Annotated in this window: 12 protein-coding genes and 1 pseudogene; 3 read left to right on the top strand and 10 right to left on the bottom strand. The window is 60.4% G+C overall.

The genetic code is table 11. The annotated features are described in order from the left end of the window. Positions 1–196: 196 nt before the first annotated feature. From hutU to hutC, 3 genes are all read right to left on the bottom strand, one after another. Complete coding sequence (gene hutU / locus ACA044_RS01980; RefSeq protein ID WP_497444935.1) at positions 197–1,879, bottom strand: urocanate hydratase; 1,683 nt, start codon at positions 1,877–1,879, stop codon at positions 197–199. A 468-nt stretch (positions 1,880–2,347) separates the two neighbouring features. Continuing rightward, on the bottom strand, positions 2,348–2,917 hold the full coding sequence (locus ACA044_RS01975; protein ID WP_497444934.1) for a HutD/Ves family protein: 570 nt from the start codon (positions 2,915–2,917) through the stop codon (positions 2,348–2,350). 27 nt (positions 2,918–2,944) lie between these two features. Further along, positions 2,945–3,655, bottom strand: coding sequence for a histidine utilization transcriptional repressor HutC (hutC, locus tag ACA044_RS01970; RefSeq protein ID WP_162135916.1), 711 nt, complete (start codon positions 3,653–3,655; stop codon positions 2,945–2,947). A 146-nt stretch (positions 3,656–3,801) separates the two neighbouring features. On the opposite strand from hutC, the gene ACA044_RS01965 reads away from it, so the two are divergent. Beyond that, on the top strand, positions 3,802–5,166 hold the full coding sequence (locus tag ACA044_RS01965; protein ID WP_497444933.1) for a formimidoylglutamate deiminase: 1,365 nt from the start codon (positions 3,802–3,804) through the stop codon (positions 5,164–5,166). Positions 5,167–5,284: 118 nt separating this feature from the next. Here the strand turns inward: ACA044_RS01965 and ACA044_RS01960 are convergent, their stop codons facing one another. Further along, positions 5,285–5,854, bottom strand: coding sequence for a lipocalin family protein (locus ACA044_RS01960; protein WP_497444932.1), 570 nt, complete (start codon positions 5,852–5,854; stop codon positions 5,285–5,287). A 33-nt stretch (positions 5,855–5,887) separates the two neighbouring features. Beyond that, positions 5,888–6,142 (bottom strand): hypothetical protein, encoded by a 255-nt coding sequence (locus tag ACA044_RS01955; protein ID WP_007907841.1) that lies wholly within the window; start codon positions 6,140–6,142, stop codon positions 5,888–5,890. Positions 6,143–6,424: 282 nt separating this feature from the next. Between ACA044_RS01955 and ACA044_RS01950 the strand changes: the two are divergent. Both ACA044_RS01950 and ACA044_RS01945 read left to right on the top strand, forming a co-directional pair. Then, positions 6,425–7,459: pseudogene (locus tag ACA044_RS01950) on the top strand (HAMP domain-containing protein); the annotation flags it as partial. A gap of 93 nt (positions 7,460–7,552) precedes the next feature. Then, positions 7,553–8,317: a methyl-accepting chemotaxis protein gene (locus ACA044_RS01945; protein ID WP_370694468.1), complete on the top strand. Its 765-nt coding sequence runs from the start codon at positions 7,553–7,555 to the stop codon at positions 8,315–8,317. 115 nt (positions 8,318–8,432) lie between these two features. On the opposite strand, the gene ACA044_RS01940 is transcribed toward ACA044_RS01945, so the two are convergent. The 5 genes from ACA044_RS01940 to ACA044_RS01920 form a co-directional block, all read right to left on the bottom strand. Beyond that, positions 8,433–9,035: a DUF924 family protein gene (locus ACA044_RS01940; protein WP_497444931.1), complete on the bottom strand. Its 603-nt coding sequence runs from the start codon at positions 9,033–9,035 to the stop codon at positions 8,433–8,435. A 3-nt stretch (positions 9,036–9,038) separates the two neighbouring features. Next, positions 9,039–10,049 (bottom strand): class 1 fructose-bisphosphatase, encoded by a 1,011-nt coding sequence (locus ACA044_RS01935; RefSeq protein WP_497444930.1) that lies wholly within the window; start codon positions 10,047–10,049, stop codon positions 9,039–9,041. 262 nt (positions 10,050–10,311) lie between these two features. Next, positions 10,312–11,679 carry a DUF3999 domain-containing protein gene (locus tag ACA044_RS01930; RefSeq protein ID WP_497447148.1) on the bottom strand — a complete coding sequence of 456 codons (1,368 nt, stop codon included), beginning with the start codon at positions 11,677–11,679 and terminating at the stop codon, positions 10,312–10,314. Between the two features lie 26 nt (positions 11,680–11,705). Beyond that, the gene (locus ACA044_RS01925) at positions 11,706–15,293 is read right to left on the bottom strand and encodes a DUF2339 domain-containing protein (protein ID WP_497444929.1); all 3,588 of its coding nucleotides are present in this window, start codon (positions 15,291–15,293) and stop codon (positions 11,706–11,708) included. A gap of 288 nt (positions 15,294–15,581) precedes the next feature. Then, positions 15,582–18,032, bottom strand: coding sequence for a glycogen/starch/alpha-glucan phosphorylase (locus ACA044_RS01920; RefSeq protein WP_497444928.1), 2,451 nt, complete (start codon positions 18,030–18,032; stop codon positions 15,582–15,584). Between the last annotated feature and the right edge of the window lie 193 nt (positions 18,033–18,225).

The raw sequence follows: 18,225 nt of genomic DNA, 5'->3' as shown, positions 1-18,225 counted from the left end.
CCGGCAGGATCAAACGCTCAGGTACTGCGCAATGGTTCAACCAGGAATTCGCTGTGAAACCGTTTTCCATTGAACTGCTTTTTTGTGGGAGCGGACTTGCTCGCGAAAGCGGCGTGTCAGCCAACACAGATGTTGAATGTGCCGGTCTCTTCGCGAGCAAGCCCGCTCCCACATAAAGCAGTGTCCACAGGTCGTTTTATTTGCCGGTAATCATCGGCAGATTCAGACCCTGCTCCTTGGCGCAGTCGATTGCGATCTGGTAACCCGCATCGGCGTGACGCATGACGCCGGTGGCCGGGTCGTTGTGCAGCACGCGAGCAATACGCTCGGCCGCTTCGTCCGTACCGTCGCAGACAATCACCATGCCCGAGTGCTGGGAGAAGCCCATGCCGACGCCGCCGCCGTGGTGCAGGGAAACCCAGGTCGCGCCGCTCGCGGTATTGAGCAGAGCGTTGAGCAGTGGCCAGTCGGACACGGCGTCGGAGCCGTCCTGCATCGATTCGGTTTCGCGGTTCGGGCTGGCAACAGAGCCGGAGTCCAGGTGGTCGCGACCGATCACGATCGGCGCGGACAATTCACCGCTGCGAACCATTTCGTTGAACGCCAGACCGAGCTTGGCGCGCAGGCCCAGGCCAACCCAGCAGATACGTGCCGGCAGCCCCTGGAAGCTGATGCGCTCGCGAGCCATGTCCAGCCAGTTGTGCAGGTGGGCATCGTCCGGGATCAGTTCTTTTACTTTGGCGTCGGTCTTGTAGATGTCCTGCGGGTCGCCCGACAGCGCAGCCCAACGGAATGGGCCGATGCCGCGGCAGAACAGCGGACGGATGTAAGCCGGTACGAAGCCTGGGAAGTCGAACGCGTTCTCGACGCCTTCTTCTTGCGCCATCTGACGGATGTTGTTGCCGTAGTCGAAGGTTGGAATGCCCATCTTCTGGAAGTCGAGCATCGCTTTAACGTGCACGGCCATGGATTGCTTGGCGGCTTTGACGACAGCGGCTGGCTCGGTCTTGGCGCGAGCGCGGTACTCTTCCCAGGTCCAGCCGGCTGGCAGGTAACCGTTGAGCGGGTCGTGGGCGCTGGTCTGGTCGGTGACCATGTCCGGGCGCACGCCGCGCTTGACCAGTTCTGGAAGGATTTCAGCCGCGTTACCCAGCAGGGCGATGGAAATCGCTTTGCCTTCCTTAGTGTATTTGGCGATACGCGCCAGAGCGTCGTCGAGGTCGGTGGCTTGCTCATCGACATAACGGCTGTTCAAACGGAAATCGATACTGACTTGTTGGCATTCGATGTTCAGCGAGCACGCGCCGGCCAGGGTCGCGGCCAGTGGTTGAGCGCCGCCCATGCCACCGAGGCCTGCGGTCAGGACCCAACGACCTTTCAGGTCATCGTTGTAATGTTGGCGACCGGCTTCGACGAACGTTTCGTAGGTGCCTTGAACGATGCCCTGGCTGCCGATGTAGATCCAGCTGCCGGCAGTCATCTGGCCGTACATGGCCAGGCCTTTGGCGTCGAGTTCGTTGAAGTGTTCCCAGCTCGCCCAGTGCGGTACCAGGTTGGAGTTGGCGATCAGTACGCGCGGGGCGTTGCTGTGGGTCTTGAACACGCCGACCGGCTTGCCGGATTGCACCAGCAGGGTCTCGTCGTCGTTCAGGTTGGTCAGGCTTTCGACGATCTTGTCGTAGCATTCCCAGTTACGTGCCGCACGACCGATACCACCGTAAACCACCAATTCTTTAGGGTTCTCGGCGACTTCCGGGTCGAGGTTGTTCATCAACATCCGCAGCGGCGCTTCAGTCAGCCAGCTCTTGGCGGTCAGCTTGTTACCGCGGGCAGCGCGGATTTCAACGTCACGAAACTTCGTAGGTTTATTGTCAGTCACGAAAAAGACTCCTCAGCGATCAATCCAAACCAACCCTGGCGGTGGGCAAGCCAGCCTGTGCGCGTCAAAGCGACACAAGCGAATCAGTGGACGTTGCGAGGAGTCTCGGTGGACTCATACGCATACGTCTTTACTTGTACATACAAGCATATGCAATCAAGCGGCCAACTTGTTGGATGGGCATTCAAGAAAAGTTTTGAATGGGCTGGAACGCCTGTAGATCAAGGGTTTTTAGGAAGATGAAATTTTTTGGGAGAATTTTCGCGGGGAAGGATAGCTGTTACTTGAACGTGGTTTTGCGCCACGCTGGGGCGTTCGGTAACAAAGTGGTGCGCAATGGGAAACGTGTTTGAACGGTGGAAAGCTTCGCGGGCAAGCCTCGCTCCTACAGGGTTCAGGCTTGCCATCCCAACATGAGAACGACAAAAAACCTGTAGGAGCGAGGCTTGCCCGCGAAAGGATTTTGGATCAGCGTGCGATCAGCTCGATCACACAGCACTGCCCCTTGATAGAGATATCCAGCAGCCCGGCGTTACCGTCGAGTTGCAGACAATCATGGCGCCCTAGCTGAGAGGCGTTGTTATCAACCGTCACTTCAAGTTGTTCAGCCACGCTAAACACCAGCACGGTGCCGGCCGAGCTGAAAAACCGCTGCTCGCCCTCCAGCCACTGCAACCGCGCGCTGTAACGGTCCGGCGCATAAATCAGGTTGAAATCGCGAATCGGTCCGCCGAGCAATGTGCAGGACACATGACTCTCGCCACTGAAAGCGAAGGGGTCCAGAGGTAACAATGCCCGCGTGTCCTGACCCTCGACGCGCAAGGTCATGCCGTCGCCCTGCAACACGGTGATGATCCGCTCATAACCGGCAAAGGTGGAAAACCCGCCCGACTCGCCGATGTCGGCAATCGACAGGCGCCAACCAAAACCATCAAGGCCCACACCGGTATCGCGGGTGATTTCTTCGGTGCTGCCACCGCCGTTTTTCCACGGCATGCGCGGGTAACCGGCCGCGCGTAAAACCTTCAACTGACTCATTGATGTCTCTTTCTTATTTATGGCTCTTTATTTGTGGAATCGTCCTTCCAGACGATGACGGGACCCAGGGTGGATCAAGCGGGCGGCGGTCACTGGCTGACGGCCAGACCAGGTGCGGCGACGAATCAGCAGGCACGGCTCGCCCTTTTCAATCTGCAGCAACTTGCATTCGGACGGCTCGGCGAGAATCGCTTCAACCACATGCTCGCCTTCGGTCAACGGCGCGACCTGATTCAGATAGGCGTAAGGCGTTTGCAGGGTGAAGTCTTGCTTGAGGTAGTCCGGCGCCACCAGCGCGTTGACGAAACGGTCTTCGATTTGCACCGGAATATCGTTTTCGAAATGCACGATCAGCGAGTGGAACACCTTCTGGCCTTCGCGCATGTCCAGGGCCAGGGCACGCTCGGAACCGGCAGCCTCTTCTTCGAGGGTGATCACCTTGCAGGTGTGACGATGCCCACGGGAGGCGATCTCGTCGGCGATGTTGTGCACTTCAAACAAGGCAGACTGACTTTTCGGCTCGGCGACGAACGTACCCACACCCTGCATACGCACCAACAGGCCGTCGGCGGTCATCTCACGCAGGGCGCGGTTGATGGTCATGCGGCTGAAACCCAACTGGCTGACCAACTCGCTTTCCGACGGAACGCGGTAATGCGGCGGCCAGTTTCCACTGTCGATTTGCTGGGTGATCATCTGTTTTACGCGGGCATACAAGGGCGCCGGACTGTCGCCCATGTGTGCGGCCAACGGGGAGACTGCAGGCGGAGTCGGCACGGTTAATCCTTGTTGATCAGGTAGAAGTTGCTAGCTTGCCGGAGTTTACCGGGGAGGCAAACGTCTGTATATGTATATACAAATAACACACGATGGGGTGCTGAACCATGTCCGCCTTCTTTGCCGAACGCGCGCTGCTGCCTAGTGGATGGGCCAACAATGTACGTCTTGAGGTCAGCGCCGATGGCATGCTGACCCATATCCAGGCCGATTCCCACGCAGATGATGCCGAACGGTTGAGCGGTCCGCTGCTGCCGGGGATGCCGAATTTACACTCCCACGCCTTCCAGCGGGCCATGGCCGGGCTGGCGGAAGTGGCAGGCAATCCGAATGACAGTTTCTGGACCTGGCGCGACCTGATGTACCGGCTCGTCGGAAAAATCAGCCCGGACCAACTCGGTGTCATCGCCCGTCAGCTGTACATCGAAATGCTCAAGGCCGGTTACACCTCGGTCGCAGAATTTCACTATGTGCACCACGACAGTAACGGCCAGCCCTACACGGACCCGGCTGAACTGGCACTGCGCATCAGCCAGGCGGCCAGCTCCGCCGGTATCGGCCTGACCCTGCTGCCGGTGCTCTACAGCCACTCAGGTTTCGGCGGCCAGGCCCCGAATGAAGGCCAGCGCCGCTTTATCAACAGCACCGAAAACTACCTGAAACTTCAGTCGCGCTTGCAACCGATCCTGGCGCAGCAACCGGCCCAGGCCCTGGGTTTGTGTTTCCACTCGTTGCGCGCGGTCACACCGCAGCAGATCAGTGAAGTGCTGGCGGCCAGCGACAAGCAGTGCCCGGTGCACATCCACATCGCCGAGCAGCAAAAAGAAGTCGACGACTGTCTGAGCTGGAGCGGTCGCCGTCCGCTGCAATGGCTTTACGAAAACACCGAAGTCGATCAGCGCTGGTGCCTGGTCCACGCGACTCACGCCAACCCGGAAGAAGTTACGCTCATGGCCAAGAGCCGCGCCATCGCCGGCCTATGCCTGACCACCGAAGCCAACCTTGGCGACGGAATTTTCCCGGCGGTGGACTTCCTGGCACAGGGCGGGCGCATGGGCATCGGTTCCGACAGCCATGTGTCATTGAGCGTGGTAGAAGAGTTGCGCTGGCTGGAATACGGCCAGCGTCTGCGTGATCAGCGGCGTAATCGTTTGTATGGCGCGGATCAGCCGATGGTCGGCCGCACGCTGTACGACGCCGCGCTGGATGGCGGTGCCCAGGCGTTGGGGCAGCCGATCGGCGCCCTGGAAGTCGGAAAACGTGCGGATTGGTTGGTACTGGATGGCAACGATCCCTACCTGGCGACCGCCAGTGGTGACGGGATTCTCAATCGTTGGTTGTTTGCCGGAGGTGATCGTCAAGTGCGGGATGTGCTGGTCAACGGCCAGTGGGTTGTGCGTGATGGGCGGCATGCCGGGGAAGAAGAGAGTAACCGCGCCTTCACCCAAGTCTTGCGCGATCTCTTGGGCTGACACAAAAAATGTGGGAGCGAGCCTGCTCGCGATAGGGCCGTCCAATTCAACAGAAGTGTTGACTGACAGACCGCTATCGCGAGCAGGCTCGCTCCCACTTTTTGATCTTCGGCGACAGCTAGTTCGAAGTCTTGGCCATCTTGGTATCCGACGTGCGCCAGATCAGCCGCGTCGTGTCATAACCCTGCTGACGCGCCTTACTCAGCAGTTCTTCACGCACTACACCATTGACCGTCGGAGTGCGTGACAGCAGCCAGAGGTGACGGCGGCTCGGGTCGCCGACAATCGCGGTCTTGTAATCATCGCTCACGTACAACACCCAGTATTCTCCCTTCGCCACACCCGGGATAAGTCGCGAGAACCAGGTATCGAACTCGACCCACAGCTTGTCGGCCTTGCCGGGCACCTGTGGATAAGCCGTGCCCTTGGCCTCTTCCCATTGCCAGTCCGACGTCAGACAGCGGTTCAGCACCGCCATGTCACCTTCAGGCTTGAGGGTGTAATGGGCTTCGGATTGCGCGCAGTTGCGCTGGAAATACATCGGCAGACGCGCCAACTCGTACCAGGTTCCCTGGTAGCGCTTGAGGTTGACACTGTTGACGGTCTTGGGCGCCAACGAATCTACGCCAGAAGTGGCGCAGCCGGCCAATACCAGGCCGGCAAAAAGAACGATCAGTAACCGCTTCATTATTTTTTTCTCCCGTGGGCGCGTAGCCCCGGTTTATTTCAGGCCTTGGCCAGAAAACATCAGCACTTTGTCACCGGCGTACTGCACGCTGATAAAGCTGTTTTTGTCACCCCAGGTGCAGCTGGACATTCCGAGCGCGCCCGAGCAGTCGGTAGGTTTGCCCAGCAAGGTTTCAACCTCGGCCTTGGGCATGCCGGTCGACAGCTTCGAGTAGTTTTCCTGATTGATCTTGCCGCATGCGGCCAACAACACGCAGAACGAGAGCAAGGCGATAGACCGCAGTGACATGGTGTAACTCCTGGGGCGAAGGGAATGGCATGGCTGCCAAGCTGAAGCTTAGAAGAGAAAACCCCTGTCTGGTTCCCTGAGCATTCGGCTATTTGTTCGGCCGCCCGTCCACCCTTTGCCGATAAATCAGCCACTTTCTCGCGCCGTTGAGTATTTCGTCGGTTTTCGTCAAACCTGCCTAATCTTTGGCGCTAACCAGTCGACATAAAAGCAACGGCACGCCCTCTACTGTGGCAAATTGACGCCCCATTGTTGACCAACCCCTGCGCGGTAGTTCATTTAATGACCAGAAACATGAAATTCAGCCACAAGATCTTGCTGGCGGCCGCCCTCGTGGTGGCCGTTGCGTTCGCCTGTTTCATCCTGTTCAACGATTACCGCCAGCGGCAGACCCTACGCAGCAGTACCGAATCCTCGATGCAGGAACTCGGTAGCCTGACCACCAGCAACATCCAGACCTGGCTGGAAAGCCGCATGCAATTGCTGCAATCGCTGTCCCAGCAGATCGCCGTGGACGGCAGCGCCCAAGCCAACCTCAAGCGTGCCATCGACCTGCCGGCCTACACCGGCAACTTCCAGCTGAGCTACTTCGGCGGCACCGATGGCGTGATGTTCTCGATCCCGGTCGGCAACCGTGCCGCGGACTACGACCCCCGCGCTCGCGGCTGGTACAAGGCGGCCAACAGCGCGCAACAGACCATCGTCACCGAACCCTACATCGCGGCATCGTCGGGCAAACTGGTGATCACCGTTGCCACGCCAGTCAAGCACCAGAATCAGATGATTGGCGTCGCCGGCGCGGATATCGACCTGTCCAGCGTCAGCGCCATCATTAACTCGCTGAATTTCGGCGGTCATGGCCATGCGTTCATCGTCAGCGCCGACGGCAAGATCCTGATTCACCCGGACAGCAAACTGGTGCTCAAGAACCTGGCCGACGCCTACCCCAACGGCGCGCCAAAAATCAGCCCGGGTCTGAAGGAAGTCGAGCTGGAAAGCAAAACACAGTTCATCTCCTTCACTCACATCAACGGTGTGCCGTCGGCAGACTGGTACGTGGCGCTGGTACTGGACAAGGACACCGCGTTCTCGATGCTCAGCGAATTCCGCACCTCGGCGATCATTGCCATGGTCATTGCCGTGGTGATCATCATCACGCTGCTGGGCATGTTGATCCGCGTGCTGATGCAACCGCTGCTGACCATGGGTCGCGCCATGCATGACATCGCCGAAGGTGAAGGCGATCTGACCAAACGCCTGACCATCCACGGCCAGGACGAATTCGGCGCACTGGGCACCTCGTTCAACCGTTTCGTCGAGCGTATTCATACCTCGATTCGCGAAGTGTCCTCGGCCACCGGCCAGGTCAACGAAGTGGCCTTGCGGGTAGTCGCTGCCTCCAACTCGTCGATGTTCAACTCCGACCAGCAAGCTTCACGCACCAGCAGCGTCGCGGCCGCGATCAACCAGCTCGGCGCCGCCGCTCAGGAAATCGCCCAGAACGCCGCCCTCGCCTCCCAGCATTCGAGCGACGCGCGGGCCTTGGCCGAAGACGGTCAGCAAGTCGTGGATAAAACCATCGCCGCGATGCAGCAACTGTCGGCGAAGATCAGCGACTCGTGCGGCAACATCGAAACCCTGAACAGCAACACGGTGAACATCGGCCAGATTCTGGAAGTGATCACCAGCATCTCGCAGCAAACCAACCTGCTGGCGCTTAACGCGGCCATCGAAGCAGCCCGTGCCGGTGAGGCTGGCCGTGGCTTTGCCGTGGTCGCGGATGAGGTGCGCAACCTCGCCCACCGCACTCAGGACTCGGCGCAGCAAGTGCAGAAGATGATCGAAGAGCTGCAAGTCGGCGCCCGGGAAGCGGTCAGCACCATGACTGACAGCCAGCGCCAGAGCGAAAGCAGCGTCGGCATTGCCAACCAGGCCGGCGAACGCCTGGGCAGCGTGACGCAGCGCATCGGAGAGATCGACGGGATGAACCAGTCCGTGGCGACCGCGACCGAAGAGCAGACTGCCGTGGTCGAGTCGATCAACGTCGACATCACCGAAATCAACACGCTGAACCAGGAAGGTGTGGAGAACTTGCAGTCGACCTTGCGGGCGTGTGCTGACCTTGAGCAGCAGGCGGCGCGGTTGAAGCAGTTGGTTGGAAGCTTCCGGATCTAGTGTTTTCAAGGGCCCCTTCACGGGCAAGCCTCGCTCCTACAGGGTATTGGCGCATCGCGCATAACCTGTAGGAGCGAGGCTTGCCCGCGAAGACGGCATTAGCCGCAAAGAAACCTTAGAACCGAGATCCGGGCCCTGAAAGAAACTCAATTTCCTCAGCCGTAGATTCGCGCCCCAACACCGCATTGCGATGGGGAAACCGTCCAAACCGTGCAATGATCTTCTGATGCCGCTCGGCATAATCCAGGTTATTGGCAAACACCGCCCGGTCCGCCTCGGGTTGCTGTTCAACCAGATCGAGAAACCGCGAGACCGCTTCGTTCTGCACCGCCAGGTTTTCGCAGTGCTCGAACACCAGATAGATAAACAGCCGCTGGATCGGTCGCAGTTGCCGATCGAAATCCGCAGCAATGCCTTGCGCTACCAGTGCCTGAGCCCTGAGATCGCCTGAAAAGGATTTTGGGGTGTCGCGAAAGATCATTCGCGGAAGTTGATCGAGCAGCAGCACCAGGGCCAGCCAACCTTCAGGGTGTTGCACCCATTCGGTCAATCCGCCGGCCAGTGCCTGCTCGACCTGGTCCCCGAAACGCCTACGCGCTTCGAGGTCCTGGCTGTCGCGCTTGCCGAACCATAACTTGCCCTTGTCAGCCGCTATTTCGTTGGGTGATTCGAAAGAGCCGAACCAACACTCGAGTAACGGCTGCCAGGGCCCGGTCATGGTTTATTCCTTGTGGTAAGCCGTGACGCGGGCAACTTCTTCTTTCGAACCGAGGAACACCGCAACACGCTGGTGCAGGCCTTCCGGCTGGATGTCGAGGATGCGCTGGTGACCGTCGGTGGAGGCGCCACCCGCTTGTTCAACCAGGAACGACATCGGGTTGGCTTCGTACATCAGGCGCAGTTTGCCCGGCTTCGACGGCTCGCGGCTGTCGCGTGGGTACATGAACAGACCGCCGCGGGTCAGGATGCGGTGCACGTCAGCCACCATTGCGGCGACCCAACGCATGTTGTAGTTCTTTTTCAGCGGGCCTTCTTCGCCTGCCAGTAATTCGCCCACGTAGCGCTGTACCGGAGCTTCCCAGTGACGCTGGTTGGACGCGTTGATGGCGAATTCCTGGGTGGCTTCAGGAATGGTGATGTCTTCATGGGTCAGGACGAAGCTGCCCATTTCACGGTCCAGGGTGAAACCTTTCACGCCGTCGCCCAGAGTCAGGATCAGCATGGTCTGTGGACCATAGATGGCATAACCGGCGGCCACTTGCTGGGTACCTGGCTGCAGGAAAGCCTTTTCATTCAAGGGCTCGTTCTGGCTCAGGTATTCGTTCGGGCAACGCAGTACCGAGAAGATGGTGCCGACCGGGGCGTTGATGTCGATGTTCGACGAACCGTCCAGCGGGTCGAACACCAGCAGGTACGCGCCTTTCGGGTATTTGCCCGGGATCTGGTAGGCGTTGTCCATTTCTTCGGACGCCATGCCGGCCAGGTGACCGCCCCATTCGTTGGCTTCGAGCAGGATTTCGTTGGAGATCACGTCGAGCTTCTTCTGCACTTCGCCCTGGACGTTTTCAGTGCCCATGCTGCCCAGAACGCCACCCAGGGCGCCTTTGGACACGGCGTGGCTGATTTCCTTGCAGGCACGCGCCACCACTTCGATCAGGAAGCGCAGATCGGCAGGAGTGTTGTTGCTACGGGTCTGCTCAATCAAATAGCGACTCAGGGTAACGCGGGACATGGAAGGCTCCGGAGGAATGGGGGGGCTAAAAACCCGCGCAGTTTAACGCGAGTCGGGGCGCATTTCCTCCTATCAGACGTGATACACCCAATAGAGTTCATGCGCGGGGTTGAGCGTAGTTCGAAATGGGGCCGCGATTGGCGGCAGATTCTATATTTTTGGTGGTAGGAAGGACGCCTTCGCGGGCAAGCCTCGCTCCCACAAGTATTCCACCAATCCTGTAGGAGCGAGGCTTGCCCGCGATCTGGCGCGAAGCGCCAGCCTAGAGTTTGACCTGCGGCTTGCGCAGCAAGCTGAACGCCATCGCCCCCAGAAACAGCACACTGAGCAACAACACCGCCCACAACCCGAATTTCTTCCAGTTCGTGTCCGCCACCGTTGGCACTGTCGCCACCGGAGTCACCACGACCCCACCCTCCACCGTCGCCTTGCCCAACGCCGCCAGCTTCGCCGCGCTGTAATCCGGAATCAGCGTCGACAACGGTAAATTCGCCGGCTTCACCGTCGCACTCCCCAGCGCCAGCGTATAAGGTCCGGCCCCGCGCGCCAGGAACACCAATTGCGTGGAGCGCACAGCAAACCGCACGGTTGGCGCTTCGGCGCCCAGGCCACCGCCGCGCTCATCCACCGTCAGCTTCAACTGCTGCACGGTCTGGCCCGGCAGTTGTAATTCGTTCTGCACCACATCCTGGCCATTCTGGGTCAGACGATAAAGCAAACCGCTGGTCAACGGTTGCCATGGCAGGCTGGTCTCCCGGCGACCCGACAACGTCACCGGTGCCAGGCTGTTGGGCTGACTCAGCTCGATCTGCAAGCGCTGGACGTTCAACCCCATCGGCAATTGCCAGATGTACTCACCGGCCTTCACGCTGGTGCCGGCCAACGGTTGTGACCAGACCAACGGCAGCGGCAAGGTGCGAGGGCTGGCGCTTTCCAGTTGCGCCGACGTCAGCACCGGCGCCGACTGAGGCGAATTCCATAGCAAGCGCAAATAGCGTGCCGATTGCCCCGGCAGGCCGACTTCATGTTGCTCGACCCGTTCGTCGGCAAACGTCAGACGCGCCACCTGCCCTTCGCCCCACGACTGCCAATGCTGCAAATCGTCGCTGGCTTCAATGCTGAAACGCTGGAAACCGTCGCGATCGCTGGTCCAATCGAGGATCAATTGCTGTAACGGCGCCTTGATGCGGCTGGCATCGAGTAACCAGCCGCGCAGCTCTTCTTCGCCCGCCTCCAACTGGCTGGACGGTTGCACTTCGATCAACGTGCCATTGGTGTTCGATTGCACGCGCACACTCGGCGCGCGTTCGGTGGCATCCGCCGAGTTGTACAACGGGAACCACTTCACATCGTTCAGTGTGCGGTTTTCGCGGGTCTGCGCAGGTTCCCGGGCCAGGGCATACGCCTGAGACTCACCGGCGGCGTTGAACACGCGTAGATCGCTGAGATCGGTTTGCCGCGCTTTCAGCTGCACGCTCAAGGGTAACTCCAGGCGATACCACGGGCCCTCGCCACTCACCGACAACGGCACCTGCGCGGAAAAGTCCGCCGGTTTTTCCTGCGCGCCGGCCGACAGCGTCACTCCCAGCACCACAGCACCCCACCAGCCCAGGTTCAGGTTCAGGTTCAGGTTCAGGTTCAGGTTCAGCTTCTGACTCAAGACGACACTCCTTCGGTTACAGGGGCCGGTTTTTCAGCATCCGGCACAGCCTCGGCGCGCTTGGGTGGCAACGGGGCGAAATAGCCCACCACCAACAGCAACACGCCAACGCCGATAAACGACACGATCCGCGCCAGCCCGCCACGGTTACTCAATTCAACGAAGAACAACTTGGCGACCACCAGCGCGATCAGCGCCGCGCCGATCAGCCAGACTTCGCGGCGATGACGCAGATGCCCACCGATCATCAGACTCAGGGCCATCAGGGTCCAGACGATGGACAGGCCCGCCTGCACCAGCATCGATTCAAGCAGCAGATCCAGCGCGAACGGCACGCCGCCCCAATGGTGAGCCGCGCGCATCACCAGTGCGGTGAAGAAGGCGAACAACGAAACCCCGGCAATCACTTGCGTGGCGTTATCGGCGTAATCCTTGCGGATCGCCAGTTGCGCGACCGCACTGCGGGACCAGACATAAACGCCAAACAGGGCGAACAACAGGCCCAGCTCCAGCGGGTTGATCAGCGGCACATACGGCAACGGCTCGGCGGTGCCGTCACTGGCGATGTTCGCCAGCCAGAACCAGCCGAGCATCAATAACGCCAATGGTGCAGCGGCATAGACCCGGTACTCGCGGGGATAAGCCGACACTGGCCATGGCCACGCGCGCGGTGCGGCCATCAGTACCAGATACACACTCGGCAGAATCGCCCAGCCCAACCAGCGCCAGGCGTTGTACTGCTCCGACAACAGCAGCAAGCCGTAACGCAACTCCAGGGCCAGCACGCCGATCAACAGCCAGCTGCCGAGCACATGGGCGGTACTCAGGGCTCTTGCAGGCAGCATCGGCGCCAGGCGCCGCAGGGAGAAGAAATGTACGACGAACACCGCAGCCCAAACCAGCCAGCCGAAATTGCCTGCCGGGTGATATTGCGAATGCCAAGCGGCGAGTAATACCAGACCGGCAGCGGGAATCAGCAACGTGCAGAGCAAACCCAGCGACGACCACTTCAGGCGCAACGCCAATACCGTCCACAGCGCGACGCTCACGGCCGCGATCGCCAGCAACAACGTCGCTTGCAGATTCACCGGCGCAAAGCGCAGCACTTCGCTGACCCACGCCAGTGCCCACCAACCCGCGCCCCACACCAGCAACACTTCAGACAAGCGCTGCAGGCTCAATCCATCGAAGGCCGAAGCATGATTGCCAAGCTGCAAACGCCAGGCGCCGACGAATGCGGCCAGACCCAGCACCAACGGTGTCCAGAAACCGCTATGCGCCAGTGGTCGCAACCCTTCGCTGACCAGCGGCCCGAGCAGATCCGGCCCGGCGAACAGGAACGCAGCGCCACCGATCACCTGCAACAGCAGACCAAAGACAAAACTCATGCGCTGCTTCAGGTACAGGCTCAGCCAGATGATGAACAAACCACTGGCCGCCCACACCGCACTCGCGGTCTGCCACGGCAACACGAACAACACGGCGAGGTTGATCAGCACCAGACCGGCCAACAACACCACCGACAAGCCGCGCAGCAAACGCACATCACTGCGCACCATGTCGTCGCGGGCCGCCAGCAACATGCCGGCGATTAACGCCAGGCCAATCAGGGACGCGCTGAGCAAGCCGCTCCAACCGGCGCTGAACACCGCGGCAGACTCACCACCCGCCCCTTGCAGCCGCAACAGGAACAACGCACCGCCAAGCAACTGCACGGCGAACGCGGTGAACAGGAACGCCCGCGATTGCAGGCGCAGGCCAACGAACAGCGTCACCAACCCGGCCAGCGCCCAACTGATCGCCGTGCCGTGAGTGAAGAAGAACAGCGGCGCCAATAGATAGAGGAAAGTCAGCCCCAGGCAGGCCAGCACCGGCAGCCCTTGGCGCTCCCAGTCCGACGCCTGTTCAGGCAACGCTTTGCGCAATTGGTAGAAGCTGAACAGCAGCGCCACGCCGAGCATCAACGCCCCCAGCGGTGCGCCCTCGAGCAGGCTGCTCTCGCCGCTGCGCAGTTCACTGAGAAAGGCCAGTGCCGAGCCCAGTTGCAGCAGCAAGGCAAACGCTCGCGCCAGCGGTCGTTGTTGGCGCAGGCCGAGCCAGAAAATCCCCGCGCCTTCCACCGCCCAGGCGGCTGCTGTCCAACGCGCATCGAGCCCCAGCGGAATTGCCAGGCTGGCGAAGATCACGCCAAGTGCCAGACAGGTTTCCGCCAACAACAGCGCTCGACCGCCCATCAGCAACCGGGCCAGGCCCATGTAAATCATGCCCAGTGCCAAGGCGCTGAAGGCGGCGGCAAATTCCAGATGCTCCACCAGCGCGAACTGCAAACCGAAGCCCACCAGCGGTGGCGCGAACAGCATAGTGCCGTCGACGTAATCGCCCTTGCGCGCCGACCAGTGCAGCAGTGCATCGCGGCTGTCGTCTTCGGGTGCGTCGCTCATCTCCAGCAGCTTGCGCCGGGCGAACAACAGACCGATGACCAGGTACATCAGGAAAAACAGAATCAGGAACGGCTCGGTGCTCCACAGCAATTCCGGCGTATAGGAACGCAGGCCCCAGGCAAAGCCGATGCCGAAGGTGCCGACAAACCCGATCAGGTTAAGCAGCCGCCAGGCCTTGAACCACGCGATAGCGAGGATGCCGGCGTTGAGCAAGGCAAAGTAGCTGAACAGCGCGATGTGGTTGCCTGACCCGGTAGAGGTCAGGATCGGCGCGGCGAAACCGCCCAATGCGGCAGCGGCGGCCAGGCCCAGCGCGTTTTGGGTAATGGCGAGAATTGCCGAGAACACCGTCACCACCACCAGCAGCCCCAGCGCCGCCGTGGGGTCGAGCAGCGGATGCAGACGCATCGCGGCAAATACCGTCAGGTACAACACCGCAATCCCGGTGCCTTGCAGCATCAGCGCGTAATTGCTGTTGCGCAGGCGCAGCCACCATCCCAGCGCGAGCAAGCCCAAGGCCGCCGCCGCGACACCGGCGTAACGCAGTTCGACTGGCACCACCATGCCTTCGGTGGCGTAGCGCAACAGGAAGGCCAAACCGAGGAACAACAGCACCACGCCGACCCGCAGCACGGTATTGCCACCGAATAACCAGTTGCGTGCGCCACTGATGGCGCGCTCGATGAAGTTCGGGCCGCGCGGCTCAGCCGGTTGCCGTGGTTCACGGGCAACCGGTTCGGGTTGCCAGACATCGGCGGGCAGCGGACGACTGGTTGCAGCGGCGGCCGCTGTGATGGGTTCGAGTTCGGGCGGTAGCTCCCAGATCAGCTCCGGGGCTGCGACAGCGGCTTGATCGAGAACAATTTCAGGGGATGGAGCGGATTCGCCGGCAACCGGTTCGCTGGCTTCAGGTGCTTTGACACCCGACACCTCCAGCAATGACAGTCGCTGCTCGACCGCATTCAACGCAACCTGTGCCTGATCGAGCAAGCGCCGCTGCTCGGCCGTTTGAGTCGTCAAGCCGCCGATGCGAATGGCCTGGCCAATACCCAGCCCGAGCAAAGCGCCCAACAGCGCATCGCTGAACGACTCGTCCAGCATCCAGCCCAGCAGCAGCCCAATCAGCATGAACATCCATTGCATGGTCGATATCCCTAAGCGGCCCCACGGCGGGGCGAATCCGGGCGATACAGCGTCAGGCTCAGTCTAGTGAGCAGACACCCGGAGTCCAGTGTGAGAGCAGATTGCATCTGCACCACAAATCCAATGAGGGAGCGGGCGTGCTCGCGAAGAGGGCCTGACATTCGGCATTGATGTTGAATGTCGGTCCGCTTTCGCGAGCAAGCCCGCTCCCACAAGGATCAAGTTGGTGCTTAGTATATCGATCAGGCCCAACGGACGTTGGGCCTTGCGCACATTTCTCGCTAAAAGTTACTCCAGGGCCTTCCAAATATCCGTGGCGTACTCGCGAATGGTCCGGTCGGACGAGAACCAGCCCATCCGAGCGCTGCTCAATACCGCCGAGCGCCACCATTCATTCGAGTCGTGCCAGTGGGCCTCGACCCGCATCTGAGCGTTCCAGTAGGCGTCGAAATCGGCGCAGACCAGGAAGCGGTCGTAGTCCACCAGCGAATCGATCAGCGCGGTGTAACGGGACGGATCGTCCGGCGAGAATACCCCGCCGCGAATCGCTTGCAGCACGTCGTTGAGTCGATGGGAGGCAGCAATGTCCGGCGCCGCGCTGAATTCATGGTTGCGCTTGCGCGCCTCCACTTGCTCGGCGCTGAGGCCGAAGATGAACATGTGTTCGGCGCCGATACGCTCGCACATCTCCACGTTGGCCCCGTCCAGGGTGCCGATGGTCAGCGCGCCGTTGAGGCCGAATTTCATGTTGCTGGTGCCCGAGGCTTCGAAGCCGGCGGTGGAAATCTGTTCCGACAAATCCGCCGCCGGAATGATGCTTTCGGCCAGACTCACATTGTAGTTGGGCAGGAACACCACCTTGAGCAACCCACGCACGGTCGGATCGTTGTTGACCACCCGGGCGATGTCGTTGGTCAGTTTGATAATCAGCTTGGCCTGGTGATAACTGGCCGCCGCCTTGCCGGCGAAGATTTTCACCCGCGGTACCCAGTCGATTTCCGGCTCGGCACGAATCGCCTGATACAGCGCGACGGTGTGCAACAGGTTGAGCAACTGACGTTTGTATTCGTGGATCCGCTTGACCTGCACGTCGAACATCGCTGCCGGGTTGATCGCAATCCCCAGCCGCTCATGAATCAGGTACGCCAAAGCTTTCTTGTTGTGCAGCCGCTGTTCGGCGAACTGTTTGCGGAATGCAGTCTTCTCGGCAAACGGCTCCAGTCCCACCAGGCGCTCTTCGGGGTTGTCCAGCAGATCCGGGCCAAGGGCGTCGACCATCATGGAGGTCAACTCAGGGTTGGCCTGATAGAGCCAGCGGCGAAAGGTGATGCCGTTGGTCTTGTTGTTGATCCGCTCCGGGTAGAGTTGGTGCAGTTCGGAGAACACCGTGCTGCGCATCAGCTGCGTGTGCAGGCCGGACACGCCGTTGACGCTGTGGGAACCAAGAAACGCCAGGTTACCCATGCGCACGCGGCGACCGTTGTCCTCCTCAATCAGCGATACCGCACGCAGCACGTCAAAATCGTGAATGCCTTTGGCTCGCAGGGAATCGATGTGCTGGGCATTGATCAAATAAATGATCTGCATGTGCCGTGGCAGCATCCGTTCCATCAAACCAACCGGCCAGGTTTCCAGCGCTTCCGGCAACAGCGTGTGGTTGGTGTACGACAGCGTGTCGACGGTGACCTGCCACGCCGCATCCCACGCCACGTCGTAGACGTCGACCAACTGACGCATCAGCTCGGCCACGGCAATCGAGGGGTGAGTGTCATTGAGTTGAATGGCCGCGTGATCGCCCAGGGTCAGCACCGAAGTGTGCATATTGCGATGGCGGCGCAGCAAATCCTGCAGGGACGCAGCGACGAAGAAATATTCCTGACGCAGACGCAGTTCCTGGCCGGCCTCGGTACTGTCCGCCGGGTAGAGCACGCGGGAAATACTTTCGGCCCGAGCCACTTCGGCTACCGCGCCCAAGTGGTCGCCAGCGTTAAAGCGCTCCAGGTGCAAATCTTCCATGGCCCGGGCACGCCACAGCCGCAGCGTGTTGACACTCGCGCCGTGCCAACCGACCACCGGGGTGTCATAGGCAATGGCCCGCACGGTTTCAGCCGGGGACCAGACTTGCCTGGACTTGCCGCTTTCATCGGTTACGGTTTCGACACTGCCGCCGAAGCCGATCGGGTAGGCGACCTCCGGCCGTTCGAACTCCCATGGGTTGCCGAAATCCAGCCAGTGTTCGGTCTGCTCCTGCTGCCAGCCATCGACGATGGCTTGGCGGAACAAACCGTGCTCATAACGAATGCCGTAACCATGGCCGGCGATGCCGAGGGTCGACATGCTTTCCATGAAGCACGCCGCCAGACGCCCGAGACCACCGTTGCCCAGTGCCGCATCGGGCTCCAGCAGACGGATGCGTTCGATATCGACGCCCAGTTCGGTCATGGCCTCGCGGGCCACATCGAGCAGGCCGAGGTTGCTCAGGCTGTCGTAGAGCAAGCGGCCGATGAGGAATTCAAGGGAAAGGTAATAAACCCGTTTCTGGCCTTTGCGGTAGATCTGCCGGGTGTGGTCCATCCAGTGCTCGACCATGTGATCGCGCGCCGCCAGGGCGATGGCTTCGAACCAGTCGTGGTCGAAGGCGTGATCCGGGTCTTTGCCCACCGCGTAGGTAAGCTTGGTCAAGACGGCGTCGCGAAATGCGGCCACCTCTGCTTCGCGAACAAGTGGTTCTTGAGTCATCGATAGGACCTCGAGCGAGCGTGAAGTTGTCTGAGCCTAGTCGGTCTGACAGACCATTGAGACTCTGGTTCGGCAGTTTTCCCTGTTAGTGCGAGATAGATCGACATTACGTTGTCGCGTGCCAGAAACAATGCAGGGGCCGTGCCGGACACAGGGATTATTTTGCGCCAAGAGAAAAAATCTGGCGAAAGGT

This window comes from Pseudomonas sp. LBUM1673 (assembly GCF_059695645.1).
This window is presented reverse-complemented; position numbering and strand designations above follow the sequence as displayed.